This is a genomic window from Nostoc sp. PCC 9305, assembly GCF_963920915.1.
Lineage (GTDB): Bacteria > Cyanobacteriota > Cyanobacteriia > Cyanobacteriales > Nostocaceae > Nostoc.
In genome coordinates, this window is record NZ_CAWUDN010000277.1 from 1 (window position 1) to 417 (window position 417).

General features: G+C 42.2%; 1 protein-coding gene. It reads right to left on the bottom strand.

The features are described from left to right. Positions 1-197: 197 nt before the first annotated feature. A partial coding sequence (locus tag ACM0OX_RS35770) for a hypothetical protein (protein ID WP_414519956.1) occupies positions 198-417 on the bottom strand: 220 nt, incomplete at its 5' end.

The window sequence follows — 417 nt, forward strand, 5'->3', positions numbered from 1 at the left end:
TTTGTCTGTTTGTTAAGAAAGATGCGGGTAATGGATAGCCGCAAGCGGGGAGGGGAGACAAAGCGTAGCTTTGGCGGGGTGGGGTTCTTTCTTATTTTTGATTTATGCAAGAGGTCTAATAAAGTCAGATAACTTTTGCACCGTGAAAACCTGGGATGGTGAGTTTAACCTTTGCATCTACGCAATTTTAGTCGAACTTATTGAGCATCAATGCCGCAGCCGTAAGCCATTTTGACATAACGAGGTTTTGTAGAGCGACACCAAGTTTTATCGTTACCAGCAAAGGGATTAGTTGCCAGAGATTGAGTATTGAGGGCTGTATCAGGCAATTTTTTTTGGGGATCTGTTTCTGGCAATAGCAGGTAAGTAGAACGGCGTGGAAAAACCAAACTATGTAAAGATAAATAAATACGGAGA